The organism is Sphingobium sp. TB-6, assembly GCF_012927365.1.
GTDB lineage: Bacteria > Pseudomonadota > Alphaproteobacteria > Sphingomonadales > Sphingomonadaceae > Sphingobium.
In genome coordinates this window covers 15844-32730 of record NZ_JABBGL010000007.1, presented here as the reverse complement: position 1 = coordinate 32730, position 16887 = coordinate 15844, and the positions used below count along the sequence as shown (strand labels likewise).

The window sequence follows — 16887 nt, the reverse complement described above, 5'->3', positions numbered from 1 at the left end:
TCATGCGCTTTTTCAGGCGATTGTTACCCGAAAGCCACGGTCAGGGCGCGTCGGGATAGCTGTCCAGCACAGGGCCAAGGGCAGCGATCAGGGGCCGGAGCTGCGCTTCGACGGCGCGCCATTGACCCTCTCCATCGCGGTTGATCGGGCGGCGGACCTGTTCGCTGCTGGCGGTGCGCACGGCGCGGCGGTTCTGGTGGAAGTGCAGGCAGGCTTCCTCGAACGGCAGACCTAGCGCGGCGAGCAGGGCGCGCACCTCCGTTTCCGGATCGTCGAGCAGCCGTTCGTGGACGACGCGGTGGACGCGCCCCGGCAGCACGGCGTCGACATGCGCCATCAGCCGGACATAGTCGGCATAATAATGGCCGATGTCGCCAAGGTCGTAGCTGAACGCCTGCCCCCGCGCGAAATGCTGGCGGAAATTGGAATAGCCGCAATCAAGCGGGTGGCGGCGCGCATCGATGATCCGCGCATGGGGCAGGATCAGGTGGATAAGGCCGACATGCAGCCAGTTATTGGGCAGCTTGTCGATGAAATAGGGCCGCCCTTCGCGCCGCTGGATGCGGGTGCGCTCGATATAGGCATCCCCCAAGGCGCGGAGGCGGGCGGGGTCGAGGTCGCGCAGCATGGCGGGCCAATCGCCCTCCTGCCGCAGTTCCGCGACCAGCGCGGGCAGGTCGGGCAGTTCCATCGTCCCTTCGACCTGGCTGTGGCTGGAGAGAATTTGCTCGATCAGCGTGGAGCCGGCGCGGGGCAGACCGACGATGAAGATCGGGTCGGGCGCGGCGCAGCCCCTGCCCTGCCGCGTGGCGAAGAAATCCGGGGTGAACAGGCTGACCGCCGCATCGACTGCGCGGGTGGTGCGCGCCGCCTCATAGGGTTGGGCGATGCGGCGCAGGCGGTTCGCTTCGGCATAATGAGTGAAGGCGGCGCCGGCCTCGCCCTGGTCGCTTAACGCCTTGCCCAGCGCGAAATGGAGGTGGAAGCGGTCCTCCGCGCTGGCATGCGCGTCGTTGAGCGCGTTGGACATGGCGGCGATGTCGGTGGCGTCGAAGGCCGCCGTCTTCAGATTGGCGATGCTCCACCACGCCTCGCCAAAAGCCGGGCGCAGCGCGGTGGCGCGGCGGTAGGCGGCGATGCTGTCCGCCGTGCGGCCCACCGTCTTGAGCGCATGGCCGTAGCTCATCCAGATTTTCGGCTGGCCCGCCACCTGAGCCAATATCTGCTCGTAGAGCGCGATGGCTTCGTCAAAATCGCCCAGCCGGCCCAGTACCGCGGCGCGCAGATTGGCGTGGGCGGGGTTGGACTGGTCCTGCAACCGATCCAATTCCTCCAGCGCCTGCCCAGTCTTGTTCTGGCGGTGCAGCGCGGTCGCCAGATTGGCGCGGGCGGCGGTGAAAGCGGGCGCCAGTTCCAGCGCCCGGCGCAGCAGCTTTTCCGCATCGGCATTGCGCCCGATCCGGCCCGCCAGTTCGGCCAGCATGCGGATCGCCGCGACATCGAAGGGATTGTCCTTGAGCCGCCCGCGCAGGATCGGTTCGGCCAGATGCAGGCGGTTGTCGAGCAGGGCGACGGCGGCCTGCTGGAGCGCCGGGTCGGTGGCGGCGGCGTCGATCGCGGCGGATTCATGCCGTTCCGCCTCCCCATCCCGCTTCAGGGCGCGCAGGGCGCGGGCGGCGAGGCGATGGGCTTCGGCATCCCCGGCGGCCTGCCCAAGCCGGTCGAGGCACAGCGCAAGCGCCTGCGCGGGGTTCTGCGCAAGCGCTTGCCGGATGGAAGAATAGCTTTCGCCCCGCATCCACCCCTAAATGTCAAGCCGCACGCGGCTTAGCAAGCGGGACATGTCCGGCTAGCGGCCGGAGCCATAGACCCGCACCTGGCCGGGGCGATAGCCTTTCTCGCGCATTTCCTTCACATAATCATGGCGCGCATCGGCCAGTTCGATGCGATATTCGTCCCAGGCGTCCCGCTCATCCTCCGCATCGGTGGCGTGGCGCAGGTCGTGGGCCAGCTCCTTGCGGGCTTCGGCCAGGTCGGTGCGATAGTTGAACCAATATTTATTCTGCACACCCGCAATCGGCGCGGGCAAGGTCATGTCGTCCTCGGCGGCGGCGAGCCTTTCTTCATAGCTCATCGCGCCATAGGGCGCGGCCATCGCGGAAACCGGCGCCATGGCGAGGATGGCAAGGGCGCTGGCGACAATCGAGCGGTTCATGTCTCTTCTCCTCTTCCTGATGCGAACTCTGCTGGGTCAACGTCCGAAAAGGAGGATTTTGTGCATGAACGGATGTGCAGAATGGATGAAATGCGCTCCAGCGTCGACCGGGGGAGCGCATAAAATGACATTAAATCAAATAATATCAATAGTTTGAATAAAATCCGCCCGTGGCCTGTGCAGGGGCCACGGGCGGTCGGAGGAAGTCACATCTTGATGGCGTTGCGGAACATGACGAAGGCGATGACGACCAGATAGACGCCGAAGAATTTCTTGAGCGGTGCGGCGGGCAGGCTGTGCGCCGCCGCCACGCCCAGCGGCGCGGTGAGGATCGACATGGAGGCGATGGCCAGCGTCGCGGGAATGTTGACATAGCCCAGCGATCCCCAGGGCAAGCCGCTTTCCTTGAGGCCGATCAGCGCGAAGCCGATGGCGCTGGGAATGGCGATCAGCGTGCCGATGCCCGATGCGGTGGCGATGGCGCGGTGGATTGAGCGGCCGCATAGCGTCATCACCATGATGGCGATGGTGCCGCCGCCAATGCCGAGCAGCGCGGAAAAGGTGCCCAAGCCCCCGGCTATGCCGACCCGCGCGATGCCAGAAGGCATGGTGTCGCTGATCACCTTGCCGCCGACCTTGGGCAGCAGGAAATTGAGCGACATAAGGAACACGCCGACCGCGAAGATCATGGTCAGGATGTGCCCGTCCACATGACCGGCCAGCAGCACACCGGCGCCGTCGCCCAGGATGATCCACGGCGCCCATGTCTTGAGCACCTCGAACTCCACCGCGCCGCGCTTGGCATGGGCGAGCAGCGAGCGGATCGACGTCACGATGATCGTCGCCGCCGATGTGCCGATGGCGACATGGGCGATGGCATCATGCGTGCCGCCCAGCAGCGGCAGCACCACGAAGAGCGCCGGCACCACCACGAAGCCGCCGCCAATCCCGAAAATCCCCGCCGCGAAACCGGCGAACAGGCCCGCGCCCAGCATCGCGACCAGGGGTACTAGCCAAGTCATCATGTCACCCTGCATCAGCGCTGCTCCCCCGACGCTATGGCGCAGGCGGCACTGTTGGGGAAGATGCCTCTATGGATCAAGGCGGCGGAAGCTGTGCAATCGACCATGTTGGAAACCCATGCCTCTCTTCGGCGGAACGTGCGTGGCAGGGACGATCAACAGCCCCCACATCCACGCAAAACGAACGAAGCCGGGGAACCCGCAAAGGGAGGAGCAATATTGTGGAGAGTGGGGGGAGGAAACGGAGATGGGTGGGAAGCGGAAGGTCCGCTTTTGCGTCGCTTTCCTTGAAGTGCACCGTGCTCCTGCGAAGGCAGGAGCCCAGTCCCGCCGTTCGTGGATCGTCGCACCGTAGGAACTGGGTTCCTGCCTTCGCAGGAACACGTGCCTCTCAATGGCTGGAACTGACCAAACCTGCCGCCACGGCCCTCTATCCAATAGCCTCTTCCGCCGGCGTGTAAGGCAGGTCCAGCTCCTGCGCCACGGCCTGGTAGGTGATCTGGCCGTTCCACACATTCAGCCCGTCCAGCAGATGCCGGTCCGCCCGCAGCGCTTCCTTCCACCCCAGGTCCGCGATCTTCAACGCGTGGGGCAAGGTCACATTGTTGAGCGCATAGGTGCTGGTCCGCGCCACCGCGCCCGGCATGTTGGCGACGCAATAATGGACGATGCCATCGACGATATAGGTGGGGTCGTCATGGGTGGTGGGATGGCTGGTTTCGAAACAGCCGCCCTGGTCGATCGCGACGTCGACTAGCACCGCTCCCTTTTTCATGGTCTTGAGCATATCCGCCGACACCAGCTTGGGCGCGGCGGCGCCGGGGATCAGCACCGCGCCGATCACCAGATCGGCCTCCTCGACGCATTCCGCCAGATTGGCCCGGTTGGAAAAGCGCGTCTTCGCCCGCGCCTCGAAATGGATGCCCAGCCGCTCCAGCACTTCCGGACTACGGTCGAGAATGGTGACGTCCGCGCCCAGGCCCGCCGCCATCTGCGCCGCGTTGAAGCCGACCACGCCGCCGCCGATCACCGCGACCTTCGCCGGAAGGACGCCCGGCACCCCGCCCAGCAGCACGCCCCGCCCGCCATGCGCCTTTTCCAGCGCGGTCGCCCCGGCCTGGATCGCCATGCGTCCGGCGACCTGGCTCATGGGCTTGAGCAGCGGCAGGCCGCCATGGGCGTCCGTCACCGTTTCATAGGCGATGCCGATCGCGCCCGACGCCATCAGCTCCCGCGTCTGATCCGGATCGGGCGCCAGATGCAGATAGGTGTAGAGAATCTGGCCGGGGCGCAGCAGGGCGCGCTCCTCCGGCTGGGGTTCCTTGACCTTCACGATCATCTCGGCCGCCGCGAAGATGCTGACCGGATCGTCCACAATCTCCGCCCCGGCGCGGGCATAGAGGCGGTCATGCGCGCCGATCCCCTCCCCCGCGCCGCTTTCCACCAGCACGCGATGGCCGTGGGCGGTCAGTTCATGCACGCTCTCCGGCGTCAGGCCGACGCGATATTCGTGATTCTTGATCTCCCTGACGGTGCCTACGATCATGACCATCCTCTCCATCCTTGCCGGCGAAGCTGTAATGTCCTTTAGATAGGCATCGTTCCGGCAATTTGCCCGTTTTGACCGACCGGAGCCTCAGGGCGCCTGCCGCACCGGCACCGGCGCGTTGCAGAGATCGACCCCGCCCGCCGGACGATCGTAGAAATCATCCTTCCGGTTCGCCCGCAGCCGGATGTAGTCGGCAAAGCTCTGCGACGTCACGTCCATGACCTGATAATGCGGCTGCTGCGCGGCTGGCAGATCGCTGGCAAGACGGACGGAGACGATGGGAAGGCGCTTTTCCCCCGCGGCGTAGAAGCCCAGATCGCCCGATCCGCGCGGCAGGCTGGCGAGCAGGCTCATCCCCTGGATCACCCGGCCGACGACGGCGATATTGCGGTCGAGCTGGCGCGGGGCTTGGCCGATCACGGCATAGAGTTCAGCCCCCGTCCCCGCATCGGGCGACAGGTTCCGCGCCACGCCCACCATGCCGTAGCAATGGGGCAGCCAGGCCGACGCCTTGTCCATCGCCACTGGCCAGCCGTCGATAAAGCCCGTGCGCGGGGCATAGGCGTCCGGATAGGGCAAAGGCACCGGGGCGGTTTTGAGTGCGGCGAGCGGGCGGACATAATCCGGCTTGATGTCCGTGACGATGCCGGCGGGAAGGGCTTTCTTCTCGGTCACATCGCCCCATTGGGCGACATAATTGTCCTGCACGCGATAGACGCTTTCGCCGTCCCACCAGCCGGCGCGGGCGAGCGCGCGGATATTGGCGGCATGGGCGGGCGCGAAATCCGGGGCGAGTTGAATCACCACGCGCCTGCCCCCTTCCAGCGTCATGATCAGCAGCGTGTCGGGCGCGATGGTCCGCCATGCGGTGGCAGGCGCCTGCGCGACGATGGCGGAGGGGGTCGCCGGAAGAGCGGCAAGGGCCGGAACAGGCAGGAAAAGCGCGGTCAGGAAAGCGAGGAAACGGATCGGCATGGCGCAATCAAGCATGGGAGAGAAAGGAAAGTAAAGCATCCCCTTGCCTAGCGCGCCGACGCACGATAGGGAGCCGCCTCCAGTGCAATGCGGAGCGGTGGCCGAGTGGTCGAAGGCGCTCGCCTGGAAAGTGAGTATACGTCAAAAGCGTATCGAGGGTTCGAATCCCTCCCGCTCCGCCAACATCCCTTGATTTTATTGATATTTTTTCAAGATCGCGCGTCGGTTCCCATAACCGCTCCCCGATAGGCGCTGCGCTTGAGGCGAACGCCAGCGGCTGGATTCGCTCAATCGGCGCACACCTCAACATTTCTCAACAGGGGCGCGGCAAACGTCCGCAATGCCATTCGGCCGGCCATGCCGGTGCCCGCCATGGAAGCTGGAAACGACTACACACCGAACGCGACAAATCGCGGCAGAAAATGGCTGGTTTGTGCGGGTTTCGAGAGGTGGCAGCTTCTCAGTCAAAAATGACGGGCGACGGCCAAGTGACCGAATTGCTGGAAAGCAGGGCCTTTCGGGCAAGTCAAAGTTGAGGTTGGCCCTATTCCATCGGGCGTATGCGGTTGCGCCGCCGGATCAATGTTCGGCGTGCCAGAATAATCGTCACTGCAATCCCCGTGGTTGCTGGAATGAACCAAAGCGCGACGAATAGGGCCAGCGCGTAGCCATTGGGGTTTTGGAGCAGGGAGGGGCTATGCCACAGTTCGATGAACAGGCACCCCTTGCCTCGGCATTGAAAGCCATAGGCATCTGGCCAACCAATCTTCTCAGAGAGCCACCAGACAAGCGTGCCAAAGCCGATGCAGAACACGACTGTTCCCACCATAATCGTCCAGTATCGGGCTGGTCCCAGTGCATGGTAAAGCCCGCGTTGCTCATCCAGCCAGCGCATCTTAAATCGCTCCTCGCTAGCGGTTTCGGGGATCGCCAAGTGACGGTGCCTTGCCAGTCAGACAGCCGTCTGGCGATTGCGCATCTGCTGGCCAGAAACGGTTCAACCGCATTGCTTGTGTGGCTGCGCCAAATGTTGCGAAAGCGAGCAACATAGCGCCTGATACCACCTCGCCTCGCCCAGCCCAGCCGATGACCAGCGAAGCAATCAGGCCATAGACCGCGACGCTCGAAAGGCGCTTATCTACGCCTCTCATAAGTATCCCATATTTTATAGCTTGGCGGTTCGATCCGAATCCCAGTTCTTTAATCGATCGCATTCCCGTGCCGAACATCCATCGAATGATGAATATTTGTGCGATTATGAACATCAGTCCAGCACCGGCGTACATTGCCACACTATGTGCAAACCCCAATGGGACTGAAATGATTGCGATAGTTGTTGCGATTGCACCGCTTGCCACCATGTGGCCGCCAAGCCATTCCGAAAAGCGAGCGAACGCTGAAAGCGATGCGGGTTGCATTGTGCCAACTTACTCAAAGGCGCATCGTTCGCAATGCTATCAGAGCCGACAGGCAAGCTTCAGCCTATTTCGTCCCGCACCAGCCGCGCAATCTCCCTCAGGTATCGAGCCGCTGCCATCGCCCTGGCTGAGCGCCCGCCATGCTTCCGGGCGTTGCTATTGCCCTCAGGCGCACCCGGATTCGTGCCCCCGTGCATACGGCACCGCTTCCGCCCTTTCACGGCTGGGGATTGGCACTCCGTTCCCGAACGGGTCCGCGCCAAGCAGCGCGGGGCCGATGCCAGCCGCTCCGGTTGCATGGGATTGATCGTCAATTTTTCCATTTCCCTTCCCCCCGGTGTGGACGTTCTCGGCAATGACGGCCTGCCCGCCGCGATTATCGACATGAACATGGCGCACAACCTGTTCCCCGCCGCGCCGCATCCGGGCCAGCGTTTCCATTTGCCCCTGAGAGGTGCGCAGCAGCTTTGTGGCGAGGTTGCCATACATCTGCGCAGTCGGCACCCATTCCGCCGATCCTAGCTGGCTGAGCGCCCGGATCGCCGCGTCATGCGTGACATACATTTGCACCAGCAACAGTGCCTCAGCCTGATCGCGCGGCTCCATGCTTTCGATGAACGACAACGCCGCGTTGTATCGGTCCGAATTGTCAGCGCCGACCGATCCAAGATATTTCAGCAGTTCATTGGCGCGGGCGTTCACCGGGTCCATGGAAACCGCCGCGAAGGTCTTTTGCAGCTTGAGCAGCCCTTGGGTTTCGCACTTCCCTGCTATGCCGATGGACTTCCCGCCATCTGGCTTCGGGTTAAGAGTGACCTTGACCGGCTGGCGCTGTTTGAGGTGCGCCCGCGTCAGTTCCACCACCTCGGATTGTTCCGCGTCGCTCAAGTCATCCCAGCCGGGAATCGACTGCCCGATCGACTTTTTGACTTCCGCCGCCGTGCCCGATTCCGGCACTGCAATCTCAATCGTCTTACCCTTGGCGGGGGCCTTCGATCCGGGCGCCTTGGTCCGCCGCGCCGGTTTGGTCTTGATATTCTTCGCCGTCATATCCGCACCTTTGATTTAGGCCTGAAACCTCCACTCACCCGCACCCGCACCACCTGCACTCCCTATAAGGGAAGTGCGGAAGGTGCGGACGGGTTCAGCACGGGTCGCCAGCCGCACTTTCCGCACTTTCCGCACCGCACTTTTCAGAGTGCGGGTAACTCACCTGAGACGGGTCCACGGGATCACCGACCACGACGAAAGGACGTTCATCGCCGTTCTTGTCGGGCAGGTTTTCCACCTTGAGCGCGCCGTTACGCTTCCACGTCTTGAGGATCGCCTTGATACGGGCCTTGTCCTTGTCGACGGAAAGCCCGGCGACCTGAGCAACGGCATGGCCGACCCAATCCTTGGCCTGCGCACTGTCCCGCCATTGGCCAGCCGCGACGCGCAATTGCACTTGGTAGAGGTGCCACGTGCTCAGTCCGTGGAACACGTCCGGCTTTTCCCAAAGGCAGGCGACGCCGACATAATCGGCAGGTTCGCTGCCATCGCCGTTATCGAGGCACTGGCTTTCCAGTTTGATCCAAGTTGCCGCGTCGGGGGGAGCGCGATTGGCTTTGCCGGTATCGACGCGCACCAGCGAGCGGCGCAACGCGGGATCGGTAATGCCAAGTTCCTCGGCCTCGGCCTGGCTCATGGCATTGAGCGGCAGCACCACGCGGGCAGCATCGCGCAAGGCGACCGCGCCGCGTCCATCCTCTGCCGTTACCTCGCGCCCGCCCAGCTTCTTGGTATGGTGCACCAGCACGACCGCGCAGCCAGTTTCCTGAGCCAGCCGCTTCCACCGCTTGGCGATGGCGTCGATTGCCTCATTCGAGCTTTCCCGCACGGTATGACTGGACACGAACGGGTCCACGATCACGACCGAGATTGCCCGGTCCCGCACCGTCGCCGCGACCTGAGCAAACACGCCCTCGGCAATGGCGAAGCCGTCCCGATCCTCGGTTGCGGTGCAGAGCGGCTGGACCAGCCCGCTATCGACACAAAGCCGGTTTCGGCAGTCGTCCGGCACTATGCCGTGAAACAAGCAGGCAGCGGAGACTTGCCGGTCCAGCTCGTCCTGCGAATCCTCAAGGTTGTAGATCCATGCCGATTGCGGGCCGCGCGGGAGCGGCTTGCCAAGCAGCGGTTGGCCGGATGCGAGCGACAGCGCCAGCGCGGTGCCAATCGTGCTCTTGCCGGTGCCGCCGGGCGCAATGATCGCCGTAACCTCGCCCCTCAGCAGCCAATGGCCAAGCAGCCATTGCCGCGTCGGCAGCGAACGGGGATCAGGCCAGCGGTAAGGCGTGGCGCGGATGGCCGTGCCGGTATGCGTGGCACCGGCAATGCGGCTGGCCACGTCATCCGGTTCCATATCGGCAAAGTCCATGGGAGCGGTGGCGTTACGCATGGCCAGCACTCCCCGCCTGAGCGATACGGGCCGCGACCTTGGCTGGCGGAATGTCCGCAAAATCGGTTCCTGAGTCCTCTGAGCGCGTTTCCGGCCCAAGAGGCAGCGGAGTGGCCAAAAGCGCCCCGATGGACTCTGCTGCCCTCTGAGCGGCTTGCAGGCCAATGTTCTCCGACAGGTGACGGTCATCGTCCGCCGCGACGATCAGCGTCCGGCTGGGGAACAGCTTGCGCATGGTGCAGGCGACCGTTTCGAGGTTGCGCGCCGACATGGCCGCGACAACGCCGTGGCCGGTCGCATGGTGGACCGCTGCCATGGTGGCGAAGCCTTCCCCGATCACCAGCGGCCCAGCCGATGGCCTGCCATCCTGCACGAACGCGCCGTGCGACCAGAACAGGCCTTCGGTGCGCCCGCCGGACAGGAACAGCTTTCGGCCATTGGGATAGACCCGCTGGACGTTCCACAGGCGGAAACCGGCATCGACCATCGGGACAAGCAGGGCGTCACCATGCTGCCGGATGCCAAAAGCGGGCAGGCGCTTGCGCGCCAGATACCCATGCGCGGGATCGGCTCTGCCAGCGGCGCGCCACAGATCGCGGGCTACGCCAGCCGCCGCTTCCTGCTTGGCCAGCGTTTCCGCCTTGCGCCGGGCCTCGCTTTCACGGGCCTGAGCCATGATCGCGCGCCGTTCGGCTGGGGACAGCGAACGGGGATCGCTCCCCGCACGCCATACCGTCCGCACGCCCAGCCGGTAATGTCGGAACACGCCAGCGGGCACGCCATCGAGGTGCAGCCATGCCCAGCCGTTGCGCCGTCCGGGCTTGTCGCCATCGGCGCGGAAGCGGACGGGATCACCGGAAGCGAGCTTGTCGGCAATCGGCTCCACGGGGCGGATGCCAGCCGCCCCCATGGCATCGAGAAATTCCGAAACGGGATCGGTCACAGTGCGGCCCTCCCTTTTTCGGTCAGGCGAAGCACTGCCGCGCCCTTGCCGGACGGATTGCGGCGACGCGCTCCGGTCGGCTCGACAAGGCCCATGGCTCGCAGTTCCGAGAAACGCGGTTGCAGGCTTTCGCGGGCGACCTCGGCAAAGGCGACAGCTTCGAGCACCGTTGCCTCGCCCAGCCCGTCCAGCGCCCGCATGGCGACGCGGCGAAGGTAGGAAACGCAAGGCGCGATGGCCTCGGCAGCGTCCTGGCTGGTGCCGTCCGGGCCTTTCGCGCCGGGAATGTCGGGATAGCGATCAGACATGCTCGCCTCCCTCAGTCAGTGCGGGAAGGCCATGCCGGGAAAGCAGGATGCGCAGCCAGTTGGCCTGCTTGTCGCTGAGCGGGGCAGTGCGAAAGGCAAGGCCGCCGCAGAATTGCCCTTCTTTTTCGGACAGGGATTCGACGGCCAGCAAGGCGCGTGCGGCAGCGGGGAAGCTGGGGAAGGTATCAGCCATGATAGGCACCTCCCCCGAATGCGAGCGCGGCGACCATCGCGGCCAGTTCGGGCCTGACGTGGTGCGCTGCGATCAGGAATTGCGCCTGAATGGCGAGAGGGGTAGAGAGAGGGAGCGACAGGCCTGCAAAGCTATCGCGCGAAGCCCCGGTGCCAGCCGGGGTTTTGCTTTTCCGGGGCATGGCTCAAGCCTCCCCCGCGATGAGCGCGTGCAGCGCCTCGGCTGGAATGATCGTCCTGCCACCGACGCGAACAGCGCGAAGGCGACCAGCGGAAATGTGATTGTAGAGCGTGGTCCTACCTAGGCTGGACGCCCGGCAGGCTTCCCGAATGCTGTAACCGATCTTCGGGGGATCGTGCTTGATGGACTGCATGGTTTCGGTCCCATTTGGCCCGCGCGGGTATGCGCCGGACTTCATGGGACGGGGGTCAGCTATCCTCGGTCGGAGAAACACGGGGGGTTTTCAAGATTCCACCTTCACCCGCGCCGAACGGCATTTTTTGATCATTGAAAAATCGGACCATGATCGGGAATGCGTTGTCAGCGCCAAACATTTCCGCCGTTCTGACAAACCATCCATAGACCATAGTTGCGTGGCTTGCGGCCGGATGATCTTTCGCCTCTTGGCTGACTAGCTCTCGCGCAGTTTCAAGTTGTGCCCGTGTGACAGTTCCAAACCATCGGCCTTTCATCTTGCGCGCAGCCGCCGAGAGTTTGTCGGATTGCGTCATATCATCGCCGGGATGAGTGCGAAGCCAGCCCTCAGCCAGTGCAGCGAGAATCCCGGTGCGCTCGTGGTCGGCAAGTGTGGCCTTGGGCCTCCCGCCCCGTGCCCGCTGAGCAAACATGAGATCGAGTGAATTGTTCTCACGTTCCGCCAATGCGGCAACGGGCCGCATCAAGGGCGCAAGTGTCGCGTTGGCGAAGCCCTGAGCCTTCAAAAAGTCCGCGACCGCAAGCAATGCGTGTGCGACCGCATCGCGTTGGTCCTGCAACTCGTCGCTTTCGTAAAGCTGGGCATCATCGACCAATTGAGCGTGCAGCTTGTCCAACGCCGCGATCCGTCCACCAGCCGAACGCTGGCGCGCATACCGATCTTGCCGGGCTTGCCGCGCGGCTTCGGCATGTTCAGCCTCGGTCGGCTTTCGAAAATGTGGCCTTTCGCCCATGCCGCCTCCCTAGCGGTTCCCATAAGATAGGCGGGGAAGCGCGTGGGAAGCGCGCTTATCGGATGGCCGTCCTATCCCCGCCTGCAATCTATGGCTTCAGGTGGCCGCTTGCCAGCCGCACTCAGAAACCATCCTCATATTCGCCGGGATCGCTGATCGGACAGCCAGCGCCACGGTCGGGCATCGCCGGACCTGTCCAGCAATCCTCATCATATTGCCCGGCTGGATCGTCGTCCTCGGCATCCTCATGCGCTTGTGTGATATTCGGGCCGCGCTTCTGGCTCCCGCGCATTGTGTGCCACTCAATCCAAGCATTCTCGCCGGCGTCGGCAATGTCGCATCCTGGCTCATCGCTGGGCACCGGACGGCCCAAGTCAGTGCAGCGCGAAACTTCATCCTCGCTGCATTCGCCCTCCCGGTCTGGATCGCCGTCCAGCACGTCGAGCAAGTCAATTGCCACCGTGACAAATGCCGCCAGCTTACCGCGATCATACCGTGACAGGATGCGCGCCACGGCTGGCATGGGCGGTATCGTGCCCGGCAGGGTGACGGGCTGGGCCTCTCGGCCTATGGGGTTGCTAGCCATATTCTCGACTCCTTGCAGTCGGGTTGTGGTTAGGGCCAGCGGGGGAGCTACTACCTTCCCCGGCTGGCCCGTTTCCATCGGGCCGAATGCCCGGTGAAACTCTATCCGGCCTCAGCCTTGCGAATGGGCGTGACGTTGACTCCAGCCGCCGGGATCGTGGCGCAATAGGTGGCCCAATCGTCCATGAGCCGCCGCCGCTTGTCGAACAGGTCGCCGCGCCGATAGGCCCGCTCCACCTTGTTCTCGATAGTGTGCGCCAAGGCCATTTCCGCGACCTCATGGGCATAGCCGGTGCATTCGGCGGACCAGTCGCGGAAGCCCGAACGGAAGCCGTGCACGGTCACGTCAACTTTCATCCGGCGAAGCAGCATGGTCATCGCCATACCGGATATTTTTCCACCCTTGGTTGCCGGGAACAGCCATTCCTTGCGCAGCCCTTGCGTGGACTTCAAAATCTCCACCGCGCGCGGCGACAGGGGCACGCGATGTTCCTTGCCAGCCTTCATGCGGCTGGCAGGGATCGTCCAGATTGCCCTCTCCAAATCGACCTCATCCCACTTCGCGCCGATCACCTCCCCGGTGCGGGCAGCGGTCAAGATCGTAAATTCCAGCGCCAGCGCCGCGATGGCCTCCCGCTTGTGCAGCGCGGCGACGAATACCGGGATCGCTTCATAGGGCATGGCCTTGTGGTGGCCGCGTGTGAGCCGGGACCGGGCAGGCAGGATTTGCGCTATATGGCCGCGCCACCGGGCAGGATTTTCGCCCTCCCGGTATCCCCGCGCCTTGGCGGCATCGAGGATCGTTTCCATGCGTCCCCGCACGCGGCTGGCAGTCTCGGCCTTGGCTTTCCAGATCGGCTCAAGGATTTGCAGGACGTGCGCAGTCCCGACCTCGGCAACGGGCAATTCTCCGATCACGGGATAGACGTAAGTGGCCAGCGTGTTCTTCCATTGCTGCCGGTGCTTGTCATTGCGCCAGCTACCCTCATTCGCGCCGATGTAAGTTTCCGCAACGGCCTTGAACGTCACTCCGGCGACCTGCGCCGCCTGAGCCGCCGCAAGGGCCTCAGCGGCCTCCCGCTGGCGCTCCTCAAGGGGATCAGTTCCCGCCTTGACCTTGAGGCGCAGCGCGTCGCGGGCATCGCGGGCATCGGCAAGGGAAATGCCGTCCGGTCCAGCCGCGCCAAGCCCAATGTCGCGCGACTTGCCGTTGAGCATGAAGCGATAGACCCATGACCGGGCACCGCTTTCCTTCACCAGCAAATGCAGCCCGCCACCATCGGCATGGCGACCCGGCTTTGCATTCTTCACCGCCAAGGGCGTGAGCACGTTGCTGAGCTTCTTGGGCATTATGGCTCCCTGTCAGGGAACCGAACCTGCCCTTAGATCGCCCTAATGGCGCCTCGGCATCGCGTTCCCAAAAATGCTCCCCGATAATAGCGTGGTTTTATGGGAACGCAACGGGACGCATTCGGACAAGGGGAGTGGCAGACCTTCACTAAATCCGCCTATTTTAGCCGTTATTGTGGAGGCATCCGGATGCGGCTGGACGCTAGTTAGGCGGACTCCCGCTCCGCCACCGGCTTACTCCCCCCGCCCTAATCGGCGTCCGGATTGCGGAAGTTGAGGCGGCGGGTCACGGTGTAATCCAGCACGCCGACCAGGAAATAGCTGATCCACTGTTTGATCAGGGTCGGCAGGCTGCGCTGGGCGCGGTGTGTCGCCAGCGTGATCTGCCGGCTTTGCTCGACGCGCCGGTCGATGAAGGCGCGCATCGCTTCAGCAAAGCCCGCATCCTCCACCCGCAGCATGATCTCCAGGTTGAGGAACAGGCTGCGCATGTCGAAATTGGCCGAGCCGATATAGACCGCGTCGTCCACCACGATCAGCTTCATATGCAGCTTGCAGGGCTGATATTCCCATATCTCCACCCCGCGCTTGAGCAGGGGGCCGTAGAGCAGCCGCGCCGCCGCGACGGTGGCGCCATTGTCGGACCGGGAGGGCAGGACCAGGCGCGACCCCTTCCACCGCGCCGCATAAGCGAGGCGTTTCAGCATCCCCCGGCCCGGGGAAAAATAGGCCGCCACCATGTCGAGCCGCCGCGCCCGCTCCAGATCATGCTTCACCAGTTGCGCCCAGGGGCTGAGCCGCCGGGTCGGGCCGCCGATCACCCAGCGCATCGGCTCGCCCGCAACGCTGTGGAGGGGGCTGTGCCAGTTGCGCACCATGCGGCGCAGCGTGCGGAAACGCTGCTTGCGCGTCGAAACCCAGCGCCAGAGCTGGCCATACCAGCTCGCCATCGCCTGCACCTGCGGCCCTTCCACCAGCAGCCCGATGTCGTGCCAGCAATCCTCCGCCGGAATCCCGAAATAGCCGTCCTCGACATTGAAGCCGCCCATCAGCAGCCGTCGGTCGTCGGCAATCGCCAGTTTCTGATGATTGCGGATCAGATAGCGCATCGAGCGGCGCGCGCCGAAGCGGCCGAAATGCCCGCCCGCCGCCGCCAGCGGATCGAAAAAGGCGAGCGGCGTGGCCCCCGATCCGAAGGCATCGATCATCAGCGTGACCGCCACTCCCCGCGCCCGCGCCGCGACCAGCCGGTCGAGGATCAACTGCCCGCTGCCGTCCGCGGCGAAGATGTAATAATAGAGCTTGAGGCTCTCATGCGCGCCGTCGATCAGGTCGACCAGCGCCTGCCGCAGCGCCGGTCCCGCCTCGATCACGCGCAGGCGGTTGGCGTGCAGCGACAGGCCGATCTGCTCCTCGCCACGCCGCGGCTCTGCCTGCCCGATGCTTGCCATGCTCCGTTCATGCCCGCATTTGGGGCGGCTGGCCACGACTTTATGGGCTTTTCATTGACTCTTGATGCGGGCGCTGTTAGGCGCGCCTTTCACGATTTCTCTTGGTTCAGGAGCGCCCGTTTGGCCCGCGTTACCGTCGAAGATTGCGTCGACAAGGTTACCAACCGTTTTGACCTCGTCCTGCTTGCCGCGCAGCGCGCCCGCGAGATTTCGGGCGGCGCAGAGCTGACTCTGGACCGCGACCGCGACAAAAACCCCGTCGTCGCCCTGCGCGAGATCGCGGAGGAAACCGTCCTGCCGGTCGATCTGCATGATTCGCTCGTCGCTTCGCTGCAGAAGGTGCAGATCGACGACGACGATACGCCGGACGAAATCGGTTCGATCGCCCAGTCGGCGGAGGCTCTGCGCCTGACCGCCGCCGCGCCGCCGCGCAACCAGAATATCGGCGGCGATTACGACGGCTGATCCCGTTCATCAGTTTGGAGAGGGAATGAGGCTCGGCCTGCGCTAGCAGGACCGGGCCTCACCGTTTTTGGGGTGGGGTTTGGGCATGGCTGCTGGCGACCAGAAATGGCCATCCAGATTGACAGTCATATTCCCCGAAAGCAGATGTCGGTTTGGAGATTTAGGATTATTCGAATGGCTTATAGAGGCAAAGCAATAATCGGGGCCAACCTAGGGCTGTTGATATATGGGGCCGCTTCAGTTCTTCCCGTAGAGTGTGTTCGCGCCCAACCCAAGCCTCCGGTCTTTTTATCGACTTCGTTCTGTGATCGAATGGATGTCCTCAACTGTGACGTCGCTAAGAGATTTAGCCATGATTTCACGATGCAAAACTGGGGAAGCATCGAAAAATATATCGATGAAAGATCAACCATCAATTATAAAAATGGTAAAAATGATTTTTCCAGTCAATCAGGATTGAAAGGCATTAAGGATAGTTCACGGATTATCTATTCAGAATTCAGAGATATTCGTTTAATATCATGCCAGTTTATCACTAAACTTGAACCTGATAAATTCATTTTAGTCTGTGAATTTTCTTTGAATGATGCAAAAGCCGCCCGCGATGGTAAAAAGCAAATGCAAATTGCCCTTTCCGTTCGAGAACAAGGAATCATCGATTACGTGGGGTTTAGCTTTCCTAAGATCATGAAAACTGCGACTGATACGCCATAGGACGTGATGCTGGACATATCTCGGCAGGAATTCGCACTCGGCTCCCAGAACCGGACTGTCGCCAATCCACCCTTTTAGCGTCGCTCAATT

Annotated in this window: 20 protein-coding genes and 1 tRNA gene; 3 read left to right on the top strand and 18 right to left on the bottom strand. The window is 63.2% G+C overall.

The genetic code is table 11. From position 1 onward, the window contains the following. Nucleotides 1-40: 40 nt before the first annotated feature. From HHL26_RS11345 to HHL26_RS11325, 5 genes are all read right to left on the bottom strand, one after another. The gene (locus tag HHL26_RS11345; RefSeq protein ID WP_066554531.1) at nt 41-1798 is read right to left on the bottom strand and encodes a sulfotransferase; all 1758 of its coding nucleotides are present in this window, start codon (nt 1796-1798) and stop codon (nt 41-43) included. Between the two features lie 51 nt (nt 1799-1849). After that, nucleotides 1850-2215, bottom strand: coding sequence for a hypothetical protein (locus tag HHL26_RS11340; RefSeq protein ID WP_066554530.1), 366 nt, complete (start codon nt 2213-2215; stop codon nt 1850-1852). A 206-nt stretch (nt 2216-2421) separates the two neighbouring features. Further along, on the bottom strand, nt 2422-3252 hold the full coding sequence (locus HHL26_RS11335) for a sulfite exporter TauE/SafE family protein (RefSeq protein WP_066554529.1): 831 nt from the start codon (nt 3250-3252) through the stop codon (nt 2422-2424). Between the two features lie 415 nt (nt 3253-3667). Continuing rightward, complete coding sequence (gene ald / locus HHL26_RS11330; RefSeq protein WP_066561385.1) at nt 3668-4783, bottom strand: alanine dehydrogenase; 1116 nt, start codon at nt 4781-4783, stop codon at nt 3668-3670. Between the two features lie 90 nt (nt 4784-4873). After that, nucleotides 4874-5800, bottom strand: a complete 927-nt coding sequence (locus HHL26_RS11325) for a peptidylprolyl isomerase (RefSeq protein ID WP_066554522.1) — start codon at nt 5798-5800, stop codon at nt 4874-4876. A gap of 52 nt (nt 5801-5852) precedes the next feature. Here HHL26_RS11325 and HHL26_RS11320 point away from each other — a divergent pair. After that, nucleotides 5853-5943 (top strand) — tRNA-Ser (locus HHL26_RS11320). A gap of 362 nt (nt 5944-6305) precedes the next feature. Here HHL26_RS11320 and HHL26_RS11315 read toward each other — a convergent pair. From HHL26_RS11315 to HHL26_RS11255, 13 genes are all read right to left on the bottom strand, one after another. Continuing rightward, nucleotides 6306-6656, bottom strand: coding sequence for a hypothetical protein (locus HHL26_RS11315; protein ID WP_169576113.1), 351 nt, complete (start codon nt 6654-6656; stop codon nt 6306-6308). Between the two features lie 16 nt (nt 6657-6672). Further along, complete coding sequence (locus HHL26_RS11310; protein ID WP_169576112.1) at nt 6673-7179, bottom strand: hypothetical protein; 507 nt, start codon at nt 7177-7179, stop codon at nt 6673-6675. A 165-nt stretch (nt 7180-7344) separates the two neighbouring features. Continuing rightward, nucleotides 7345-8229 carry a hypothetical protein gene (locus HHL26_RS11305; RefSeq protein ID WP_169576111.1) on the bottom strand — a complete coding sequence of 295 codons (885 nt, stop codon included), beginning with the start codon at nt 8227-8229 and terminating at the stop codon, nt 7345-7347. Nucleotides 8230-8323: 94 nt separating this feature from the next. Further along, nucleotides 8324-9619: an AAA family ATPase gene (locus tag HHL26_RS11300; RefSeq protein ID WP_169576110.1), complete on the bottom strand. Its 1296-nt coding sequence runs from the start codon at nt 9617-9619 to the stop codon at nt 8324-8326. Next, nucleotides 9612-10562 carry a toprim domain-containing protein gene (locus HHL26_RS24590; RefSeq protein WP_169576109.1) on the bottom strand — a complete coding sequence of 317 codons (951 nt, stop codon included), beginning with the start codon at nt 10560-10562 and terminating at the stop codon, nt 9612-9614. The genes HHL26_RS11300 and HHL26_RS24590 overlap by 8 nt, the downstream gene beginning before the upstream one ends. Then, nucleotides 10559-10870, bottom strand: coding sequence for a hypothetical protein (locus HHL26_RS11290; RefSeq protein ID WP_169576108.1), 312 nt, complete (start codon nt 10868-10870; stop codon nt 10559-10561). Before HHL26_RS11290 ends, HHL26_RS24590 begins: the two co-directional genes overlap by 4 nt. Beyond that, nucleotides 10863-11063 (bottom strand): hypothetical protein, encoded by a 201-nt coding sequence (locus HHL26_RS11285; protein WP_169576107.1) that lies wholly within the window; start codon nt 11061-11063, stop codon nt 10863-10865. Before HHL26_RS11285 ends, HHL26_RS11290 begins: the two co-directional genes overlap by 8 nt. Then, a complete protein-coding gene (locus tag HHL26_RS11280) occupies nt 11056-11244 on the bottom strand; it encodes a hypothetical protein (RefSeq protein WP_169576106.1) in 189 nt (62 codons plus the stop codon). The genes HHL26_RS11285 and HHL26_RS11280 overlap by 8 nt, the downstream gene beginning before the upstream one ends. Nucleotides 11245-11247: 3 nt before the next feature. Continuing rightward, nucleotides 11248-11436 (bottom strand): helix-turn-helix domain-containing protein, encoded by a 189-nt coding sequence (locus HHL26_RS11275; RefSeq protein ID WP_153002600.1) that lies wholly within the window; start codon nt 11434-11436, stop codon nt 11248-11250. Between the two features lie 55 nt (nt 11437-11491). Then, entirely contained in the window at nt 11492-12232 is a 741-nt protein-coding gene (locus HHL26_RS11270) for a hypothetical protein (protein WP_169576105.1), read from the bottom strand. A gap of 121 nt (nt 12233-12353) precedes the next feature. Further along, on the bottom strand, nt 12354-12818 hold the full coding sequence (locus tag HHL26_RS11265; RefSeq protein ID WP_169576104.1) for a hypothetical protein: 465 nt from the start codon (nt 12816-12818) through the stop codon (nt 12354-12356). 101 nt (nt 12819-12919) lie between these two features. Further along, on the bottom strand, nt 12920-14167 hold the full coding sequence (locus tag HHL26_RS11260) for a site-specific integrase (RefSeq protein ID WP_169576103.1): 1248 nt from the start codon (nt 14165-14167) through the stop codon (nt 12920-12922). Between the two features lie 248 nt (nt 14168-14415). Next, nucleotides 14416-15618 (bottom strand): cardiolipin synthase B, encoded by a 1203-nt coding sequence (locus HHL26_RS11255; protein ID WP_066554347.1) that lies wholly within the window; start codon nt 15616-15618, stop codon nt 14416-14418. Between the two features lie 120 nt (nt 15619-15738). On the opposite strand from HHL26_RS11255, the gene rpoZ reads away from it, so the two are divergent. Continuing rightward, entirely contained in the window at nt 15739-16083 is a 345-nt protein-coding gene (gene rpoZ, locus HHL26_RS11250) for a DNA-directed RNA polymerase subunit omega (protein WP_007688625.1), read from the top strand. A gap of 105 nt (nt 16084-16188) precedes the next feature. Next, nucleotides 16189-16797 (top strand): hypothetical protein, encoded by a 609-nt coding sequence (locus HHL26_RS11245; protein WP_140404649.1) that lies wholly within the window; start codon nt 16189-16191, stop codon nt 16795-16797. Nucleotides 16798-16887 lie beyond the last annotated feature (90 nt).